This window comes from Nostoc sp. (assembly GCF_036917535.1).
Classification (GTDB): domain Bacteria; phylum Cyanobacteriota; class Cyanobacteriia; order Cyanobacteriales; family Nostocaceae; genus Nostoc.
Genome location: NZ_JBALDA010000087.1, coordinates 1 through 9,772, shown reverse-complemented (window position 1 = coordinate 9,772; position 9,772 = coordinate 1). Strand labels below are relative to the sequence as shown.

Genomic DNA, 9,772 nt, shown 5'->3' with positions numbered 1-9,772 from the left:
CCGGATTTGGTTTTGACTGGACCACGGGTGGGTGCTTTGGTGAAGAAGTTGCATTTGCCTTATGTGAATGGTCATGGCTACCACAATGGTCCTTACATGGGTTTTGAAGGTGCGGTGAATATGGCGCGTGATATGTACAATGCCATTTATTCGCCTCTGATGAAACTTGCCAAAGATGATATCCGTGGTCAGCAAAATCTGCCAAGTACCAATGGTAATGGCAACGGTAAAGCAACCAAAGAGGTATCTGAGGAAGTCGTTTCTTTAATTCAACAGCAAGTTAAGGAAGCCACTTCAAAGGTCAAACAGCCAGCTAAGGAAGTTGTGCCACAGGTTCAACCACAAGCTAAGGAAGTTGCACCACAGGTTCAACCACAAGCTAAGGAAGTTGCACCACAGGTTCAACCACAAGCTAAGGAAGTTGCGCCACAGGTTCAACCACAAGCTAAGGAAGTTGCGCCACAGGTTCAACCACAAGCTAAGGAAGTTGCGCCACAGGTTCAACCACAAGCTAAGGAAGTTGCACCACAAGTTCAACCACAAGCTAAGGAAGTTGCGCCACAAGTTCAACCACAAGCTAAGGAAGTTGCACCACAAGTTCAACCACAAGCTAAGGAAGTTGCACCACAAGTTCAACCACAAGCTAAGGAAGTTGCACCACAAGTTCAAGTGCAAGCTAAGGAAATCGCGTCATACATTCAAGAGCGAGCTGCGGAAGTCACAAAATTAATTCAAGAACGTTGTTTGTGGCAGTTTCACTCGCGTGCATGGGATCGGGAAGAAAACATCAATGGTGTTCTCAATATGGCCGCCCAAATCTTGACTGGAGAAAAGGTGGTTCTAGAAACCTTGATTGACAGAAGTTATTATGCAGATGCGAAGATCCTCGCAGCTGACCTGGAAATTAGGTTTTCATGGTTAAATAGCATGGAGAACTCGCAAAAGAAGGCAGTATTGGAGTCTGTTAAGGCAATGCTGGTCGATATTGTAATAACCAAGTCGAAGAATGGTGAATTGCATTATTCGCTTTATTAAAGCAATTAGATCGGTAATTCAACCTCTGGGTGACGCTCTTAGCGTCTCCCTTTCTCCCCTTCGTAAGAAGCTAGTGTTAAGGGAGAAGACCAGACTACCTCACTAAACGAACGGCGTTGTTGAATTGAAGTATGAATTAGAGTCTTGTCATCCTGTTAGTGTTTGTGCAGAAATTTTCTTACAGAATAGAGACTTACAGAGTAGAGAGCGATGTCACTGACGGGTTACACCAAAAGCATTCCCAACAAGCGTAGTGTCCGCGTACCGTCTGACTACAGAAGCATCTCATCTAGCTTTCAAGATTTTGAAGAAATTCAATTTTACTTTTCTTCTGTAATCAATGCTATGGGTAGCTTGCTTCTTGGTTGGATGCAGCGTTAGCGTTAGCGATCGCCGCAGGCATCGCTCCACTTTTTTAAGCTCAAAAAGACACTTCATATCTTCGTTCAGCAACGCTAAACAAAATCACGCAATTTTTTACCACATAGGAGTCAAGAGAATGTCTGTAGTTGTAAAACAGAAAGAACGTAAGGGAATCATCAATCCTATATTTACCTGTCAGCCTGCTGGAGCTGAGTACGCTGCAATTGGAGTAAAAGATTGTATTCCTCTGGTGCATGGAGGACAAGGGTGTAGTATGTTCGTTCGTCTGCTGTTTGCCCAGCATTTGAAGGAAAATTTTGACATTGCTTCTTCTTCACTCCATGAAAATAGCGCTGTCCTTGGAGGACAGCCACGTATTGAGGAAGCCGTACACACCTTAGTCGCACGATATCCCGATTTACGGATTATTCCAATTATTACGACTTGTTCAACTGAGACAATTGGGGATGATATCGAAGGAACCATTAACAAGCTCAACGGTCAGTTAAAGGTGGCCTATCCCGATCGCAAGATTGTTCTTGTTCCCGTGCATACCCCCAGTTACAAAGGTAGCCAGGTCAGTGGCTATAATGTCGGCATACATGCAATCATTTCTAGTCTGGCAAAAAAAGGCGAACCAACTGGCAAGTTGAACCTCATTACTGGGTGGCTTAACCCTGGAGATGTCACGGAAATCAAGCGCATCTTAAAAGATATGGATGTTCCAGCAAACATCTTAGTGGATACAGAATCTTTTGATGCGCCTACCATGCCCGATAAGACAAGTTTTGCCTTTGGGAATTCAACCATTGAAGAAATTGCTGATTCTGCTAATGCGTTGGGAACTATTGCTTTATGCAAATATGAAGGAGGCAGCGCAGCCGAATTCTTAGAAGAGAAGTTTAAGGTTCCTGCAATCATTGGCCCGACACCAATTGGCATCAAAAACACTGACGTCTGGCTGCAAAATATCCAGAAACTGACTGGCAAACCAATACCAGAATCTTTAGTCAGAGAACGTGGAAAGGCTATCGATGCGATCGCCGACCTCGCCCATATGTTCTTTGCTAACAAGAAGGTAGCTATTTACGGAGATCCCGATCTGGTAATTGGTTTAGCAGAGTTCTGCTTGGAATGTGAGTTAGAGCCAGCGCTATTGTTATTAGGGGATGATAACAAGGCTTGTGCAAAAGATCCAAGAATTGCTGCTTTGGAGAAAAACTCACCCACCGACATCGAAGTTATCTGGAATGCAGACCTCTGGGAATTGGAGCGCCGCATTCAAGATAAATCCCTCGAAATCGACTTGATTCTAGGTCATTCCAAAGGTCGATATATTTCTATCGATCACAAGATTCCAATGGTTCGGGTTGGTTTCCCCAGCTTTGACCGTGCAGGTCTGTGGAAATATCCTGTGATTGGCTATAAAGGAGCAGAATGGCTAGCAGACACCATTGCTAATACCATGTTTGCAGATATGGAGAACAAGCACGAGCGCGAATGGATCTTAAACGTTTGGTAAGAGAGTGATGTATATGGGGGATGGGGCGTTGCAGAACAGGGGGATGAATTTAGGCAGGCTCTTAAGGCAGGGGGTGCTCTTGGAGCAGGGGGAGAAATTTTATAACTTGCTAAATCATCCCTCAATTCAGCAATGCCGGGAGATGGCATCTATCCACAGTGATATTTCTGTCGTTCACCCCAACTCTCTCGCCAAATCATGAGATGGTGTTTCCATCTAGAATTTTTACGATACTCAGCAATTCTATATCAATTGTAGACCAGGCAGCACCCGTTTAACTGATTAGTTTCAGAGGGCGGCTCAGTCGCCTGGTTTACGACTCACAGGGTATTGCTACAGAAGCTATTGAAAGACTGGAGAGCGATCATGACTGCAACAAGTATAGATAAGAATGTCGTATTTTACGGAAATTTGAGCGAACTGTATCGCTTGGCAAAAGAGGGTAAAATTAAGACCACTTTACAAGGTAGTCATACCCGCCCCTGTAAATTTTGGACTGCAACGAAGATTTTAAGTGGGATTAAAAATGCGATCGTCATTTCTCACGGGCCCAGTGGCTGTGCTTATGGAGTTAAGCGGGCATACAAGCTGACTAATAGCCGCAATAGTGGTTCCCCTTATGAACCCGTGGTGACTACGAACATGAGTGAGAAAGCGGTAATTTTTGGTGGAGAAAAAGAATTAAAAGGCGCGATTCGAGAAGTAGATGAAAAATACCATCCCGATGCGATCGTTGTTGCCACTAGTTGTGCGTCTGGTATTATTGGGGACTGTGTTGATGACGTCGTGAATAAAGCTCGCACCGAAATCGACGCTGAGATCATGACGATACATTGTGAAGGATTCGCCGGAGAGTATCGCAGTGGATTTGATATCGTATTTCGGCAAATCGTAGACTTTATGGAGCCGCCAACTCCAGAACGGAAGGCACAACTAGCTGATGCTGTCAATATTGTGGGCGCAAAGATGGGCCCTGAAAGAACAGAAGTCGAAACTGATGTTAAAGAACTGGTGCGATTGATAGAAGGAATGGGGGCACGAGTCCACAGTGTCATCGCTGGTGATTGTACTTTAGAAGAACTCAAGCAAGCACCAAGTGCGGCAGTCAACTGTACTTTATGTTTGGATCTTGGCTATACCATCGGCAAAGCCATGTCAGACAAGTTTGGTACTCCGCTAAATTCTACTATCCTTCCCTATGGAATCGCTGCTACAGAAAAATGGCTCGAAGGGGCGGCAAAATATTTAGGCATGGAAGAACAAGCGGCTGCCCTAATGGAAAAGGAATATGCCGCAATTAAGACTGAATTTGAAGCAGCTAAGGGTTATATAGAAGGGAAGTTAGCGATTATCGAAGGACATGATGCTATCAAGTGCTTATCCCTTGCTCACATGTTGGATCGTGATTTTGGGATGCGTGTAGTAATCTATAATTTCCATCCCTGGAGTACAGAAGCACGAGAAACCAGTGTAGACTACCTGTTGGAAACAGGGTTAGACCCGGAAATATTGATTACGAAAGGGACGCTGGCCTTTGGCAAGTACGAGTCCATGAAACAAACAGAAGATGAATTACTGGATTTCATTGGTGGTCTTGATGCAGAATCGGTAGTTTATTTTGGTTCTTCCTTGAGTTTCCCCCATATTCCCGTAGTCGATTTAAATGCTATCTTAAATCGTCCCAGATTTGGATATCGCGGAGCCTTAAAGGTCGCAAGGTGTATTGAAACAGCACTCCAATATGGCTTTAGACCTCGGAGTGCTTTAACCAAGCAAATGGTATTCCCTAAAGATTCCGGGTTAGCATCTACTCAATCACTAAGCGGAAAATTAGCTCAAGACATGCCTGATTGTACCGTATATGCAGAGAAGAGACGGGGAAAATGTATGAACGAGTAATAAATGAAATGTGACTTTGCTAAATAAAAGTATGGATTTGTCTCACGCAGAGGCGCAGCCAAATGATCTAGGCTTCTTCTTTCTTTGTGTCCTTTGCGTTCTTCTCTACGAGACGCTGCGCGAATGCGGTTCGTTCCTCATATAGTTTGAGTTTGGCGTATCTTTATACCGAATTGGTACTAAGCCAAAAACGTCAAGGCAGAAGTCGCTACAGGCTACGCGAAATACAGAAACGTCAAGGCAGAAGTCGCTACAGGCTGCGCGAAACACGGAAACGTTAAGCCAGAAGCCGTTACAGGCTGCGCGAAACACAAAAACGTCAAAGCAGAAGTTGCTACAGGGACAACAGAAGCCGTTGCAGGCTGCGCGAAACACGGAAATGTTAGGCAAAATTCGCTACAGGCTGCGTGAAATGCATTTACCATAGTCAAGCCTTATAAAAACAGGAGGAAAAAATGTCTGCTGAAACAACTTTTGACAATTGTAACCATAGTAAAGACCCAGTAGTTGGCTGTGCCCTTGAAGGTATTGCAACTACAGTTGCTGGTATTAAAGATGTCAGTATTGTGATTCAGTCTCCACAGGGTTGCGCGTCCACTGTCGCAGCTGGATATGATGCTCATGAGGTTGATTTCACCAAGCGGAAAGTAGGTTGTACTCGTCTTTTTGAGTCAGACATTGTGATGGGAGCGTCTGAGAAACTCAAAGGGATGATTAAAGAAGCGGATCAATCTTTTGATTCTAAGGTTATGTTTGTCGTTGGAACTTGCGCGGCAGACATTATTGGTGAAGATATTGCGGGATTATGCAATCAGCTTCAGCCAGATATCAAAGCTAAACTCGTTCCTTTACTTGCTGGTGGGTTTCGGGGCAATGCTTATGATGGCTTGGAGATGGGTTTGGAGGCTTTACTTCCTTTTATCAAAAAAAGGCAGACCAAGAGAAGGGGGAGAAAGCCAAGGATTGTAAATATCATTGCGCCACAGGCAAATCTGAATCCAACTTGGTGGGCTGATTTAGAATGGGTAAAGCAGACGTTAAAGTCTTTAAGAATTAAAGTGCAGACGGTATTTTCTCATAATACCTCTTTTGAAGAACTAGAACAAGCTGGTGAAGCAACCGCCAATATTGTTCTCAGTCATGATGTTGGGTATAAGTTTGCTCGGAAAATGCAACAGACTCATGACATCCCGTTTATCCTCAATGATATACCTTTACCAATAGGTGTAAACAACACTAATCGGTGGTTGAAGGCATTGGCGGCACATTTTAAGATAGATGAAAAAGTGGAGCCAATCATCAAACAAGGCGAAGAAATGGTCGTAGATACACTTCGCAAACGAGCATTGATGATTATTCCCCGATATCGTAACTGTAGAATTGCCGTATCTGCGGATGGGACGCTTGGTATTGGACTAGTCAGAATGCTTTTTGAAGAATTGGAGATGATTCCAGAAATCTTATTATTTCGCTCGGCGATGCCTGATTCTCGTTCAATTTTGGAGCGAGAACTGTACAGCCTCGGTCTTACTTCCCATATAGTATTTTCGGCAGATGGCTATCAGGTAAAACAGACCTTAGAAGAGTTTGATGTTGATGCTGTGATTGGCTCGGCATGGGAAAAATACATGGCAGAGGAGTTGGGAATCAAAATTGCTTTTGATGTATTTAGCCCCACTAACAGAGAAACTTACGTTGACAAGCCATATTTTGGCTATGAAGGCATGATCAATATCATGGAGGTGATTGCTAACGATTGGGATAGAGCCTTTCGTTCCAAAGAGATTCATTGGACATAGAAAAGTATTGTGTCAAGAATGTTTTGATATTCTGATGCAGAGTTATCAAGAAGTATTGTGCTACACCTCTTTTCTAGAGCAACGGCAGTCCCAACAACGGGAAGTAACTGCCGTTAGCAAAGCGGTAGTTTATTTTGGAATATGATTGTAAGTAGAACGAGTGGAAAAATCAAACTATATTAATAAAAGTAAAGTAGGCTAAAATCCTCTTTCCTCCTATTTTCTGCCTCTTCCTGATGATAAATATTCACATCGATTTACTTAGAACGCTCGTTAATTTTACCGAGTATTTGATTACATTTTTTTTGTTGTTTGTCAATCGCAGCTGCTGATTACTTATAAACTGTACTGTTTCTGGATTAATAGTTATTTTATAGGTACTTTCATTACTGTTAATCTATACAGTGATAGTAGTTCGTTGTTGTTTAGCCATCTTTTATAACTGATTCCAATTGTTGAGACAGCAAATGTGTGTCTTTAAATGTTGAGGCAGGCAAGTAGACTGTGAATTGAGTACCTCTGCCTATTTGACTGTAAACATTGACAAAACCACCGTGATTCTTAATAATACCCAATGCTGTAGAAAGTCCTAAACCTGTACCTTTACCTACCTCTTTAGTGGTAAAAAATGGTTCAAAAATCCTTTGTTGGACTTCTGACGACATCCCCATACCAGTATCCGTCACAACGATCGCAATATAAGAACCCACTTTCGCATCAATATTTATCTGAGCCGAATGTTCGCCAATCACCAGATTTTCCGCCGCAATCCTTAAAATGCCACTATTGGGCATAGCGTCGCGGGCGTTGATTACTAAGTTTATCAATACTTGATGTAGTTGAGTTATGTCTCCACGAACGTACCAGAGATTTTTAGGGATATCTATCTGGCAAACAATGGATTTAGGAAATGTTTGAGCGATAATTTGCTCAATCTCTGCCATCAAAGGCTGAATTTGCACAATTGTCCGTTTATCTTCAATACCCCGTGCAAAGGATAACACTTGTTTGAGCAAATTAGCACCGCGTTTGACATTATTTTCTAAAGTTTGCAGTATTTGCTGACTCTGCGAATCGGGCAATTTCTTCTGCAACAGTTGAACTGACATTAAAATTGGCGATAGGATGTTGTTGAGGTCATGAGCAATACCGCCAGCTAAAGTACCAATACTCTCCAAACGTTGCGATCGCAGAAGTTGAGCTTCTAGTTGTTTCTGCTGCGTGATCTCAGTATTCACACTCAAAATGGATTTGGGTTGTCCATTATCATCTCGGATCAGTGTCCACCGACTTTCAACGATAATTACTTTGCCTTCCCTTGTCAGTTGATGCAACTCTCCCCGCCACTCACCTGTATTTATCACCCTCAAGTAAGCATCTTCTAGCTGTGGTGAAATCTCTTTATATAAAAGTTGTAAAACATTCTTCCCTACAACTTCCTCAGCCTTCCAGCCGTATAGACTTTGGGCACCTTTATTCCAGAATATGATTTGGTTGTGGATATTTCGCACCAGAATTGCATCAGTTGATACATCTAACAGCGCTGCTTGTTCGCGAATTTTCTGTTCTGCCTGTTTTTGCTGAGTTATATCTCGCGTCAGTGCCAAATGCATGAACGTGTCATCAAATTCGTTACGCAGTGGTACGGCATGAGTTTCTATGTAGCGGCGAGTGCCTTTAAATCCTACGATTTCAAACTCCAAAGTCCCTTTATTACCTTGACAGACATTTTTATGCAAGTTGGCAAAGGCGGCTTTATACTCTGGCACAATTACAGCATCAACTGGTTTACCAATCAAGATATCAGCAGTTTCTACTTCCATCATTGCCAACCCTTCTGCATTAATTTCTAAAAGGGTGCCATCTCTGGCAATTAGCTGGATGCATTCTGGTTCTGCATCTATCATGGCTCGTAAACGATTTTCGCTTTGACGTAGGGCCAGTTCTGTCTGCTGAAGTTGCCTGATATAACGCCACAACAAATCATACAGCAGCACCACCAGCACCAAATCCACAATCGCAGCGATAAAAAATGTCACTATCGCCTTATGGGAATTTGCTTGTGACTGCTGCATTTCTTGCCATAATAAATTTTTTTCTGCATTCAAAGAGTCGTTAATCAGTTGTTGAATCTCTTTGCCAACTTGCTTGTCATTATCAGATAATATTTGCTGCCGAACTGCTTCTAATCCCTGGTTTTTTTTAAGGTAAATTTCTTGTTGTAAAATGTTGAGCCTGTTGGTAATTTTCGGCTCCAGAAAAGCGATCCAATGCTGCTTTTGACGGTTATTAGCAGTGAAATTTTTGAGAATCTGAATATTGCTATTTGTTTGTTGTTCGGCTGCAAGATAAGTTTGGAAATCATCTGCATCTGCTGTAATTAAATAACTACGTTGTGCAGTTTCAGTATCTTTGAGTGTAGATTGGATACTTTCAATTTGGGTAATAACTTTATAGGAGTATGTTAGCCATTGCTGGTTGTGAATCAGCTTCACAGTGTTGCTATACGAAACTACAGCATTAGTAAATACAACTGCCAATGCTAGGACGAATATTGTTTTCAGCTTTTGGACTCGATACCACTTTTTGCTCATGCGATCGCCCTTTCTGCCGCAGATGTCCTCCATCAGTTAAAATTAAAAATTAAAAACAAACACTGAGAATATTTTAAGGATTTCAAGAATACGGGTAGCAAAATACAATCTGTTATGGTTGTAAATCTCTGGATTATTAGATATGATAATTTATACATAATACTTACAAATAAATCCGCTCATTTTTAATATAAATTCATTTTTTGCTGTAGTGTTGCCAATACAGTTCGGATTGAATAATTTGCCTATCTATGATATTTGCAGAGACGTTACAATGCAACATCTCTGATTGGGAATTTTAATTAACCCCAGACTATCCGTAAATCCAAAACAAAACCAGGTAATATATCTTCTTCAGACAAGCTAGTGGGAGACTCTAATACTTCTTTTGGTTGTCCTTGTCTATAAATTTCGACGCGACGTGTTTTTCGATCAATTAACCAACCAAGTCGCACTTTTGCATCCATAGAGTTGTCGGGAAATAAAAGATAAGTGAGGCAATGCTGGTCTTGTAATTGGGATTTTCTTAAGCAGCCATCAAGTAGAAGTTCCATAATCCT

Annotated in this window: 7 protein-coding genes; 5 read left to right on the top strand and 2 right to left on the bottom strand. The window is 42.1% G+C overall.

The window, feature by feature from the left end; translation table 11 throughout:
• The 5 genes from vnfG to V7K56_RS27830 all read left to right on the top strand — a co-directional run.
• On the top strand, window positions 1-1,035 hold a 1,035-nt coding region (gene vnfG, locus V7K56_RS27850), incomplete at its 5' end, for a V-containing nitrogenase subunit delta (protein ID WP_334915769.1).
• A 210-nt stretch (window positions 1,036-1,245) separates the two neighbouring features.
• The gene (locus V7K56_RS27845; protein ID WP_334915767.1) at window positions 1,246-1,416 is read left to right on the top strand and encodes a hypothetical protein; all 171 of its coding nucleotides are present in this window, start codon (window positions 1,246-1,248) and stop codon (window positions 1,414-1,416) included.
• A 118-nt stretch (window positions 1,417-1,534) separates the two neighbouring features.
• A complete protein-coding gene (locus V7K56_RS27840; protein WP_334915765.1) occupies window positions 1,535-2,920 on the top strand; it encodes a nitrogenase component 1 in 1,386 nt (461 codons plus the stop codon).
• A gap of 366 nt (window positions 2,921-3,286) precedes the next feature.
• Window positions 3,287-4,819, top strand: coding sequence for a nitrogenase component 1 (locus V7K56_RS27835; protein ID WP_334915762.1), 1,533 nt, complete (start codon window positions 3,287-3,289; stop codon window positions 4,817-4,819).
• Window positions 4,820-5,274: 455 nt separating this feature from the next.
• On the top strand, window positions 5,275-6,618 hold the full coding sequence (locus V7K56_RS27830; protein ID WP_334915760.1) for a nitrogenase component 1: 1,344 nt from the start codon (window positions 5,275-5,277) through the stop codon (window positions 6,616-6,618).
• Between the two features lie 425 nt (window positions 6,619-7,043).
• Here the strand turns inward: V7K56_RS27830 and V7K56_RS27825 are convergent, their stop codons facing one another.
• Together V7K56_RS27825 and V7K56_RS27820 are read right to left on the bottom strand one after the other, a co-directional pair.
• The gene (locus V7K56_RS27825) at window positions 7,044-9,245 is read right to left on the bottom strand and encodes a PAS domain S-box protein (RefSeq protein WP_334915758.1); all 2,202 of its coding nucleotides are present in this window, start codon (window positions 9,243-9,245) and stop codon (window positions 7,044-7,046) included.
• Window positions 9,246-9,514: 269 nt separating this feature from the next.
• Window positions 9,515-9,772: Uma2 family endonuclease (locus tag V7K56_RS27820; RefSeq protein WP_334915756.1), on the bottom strand; the 258-nt coding region annotated here is incomplete at its 5' end.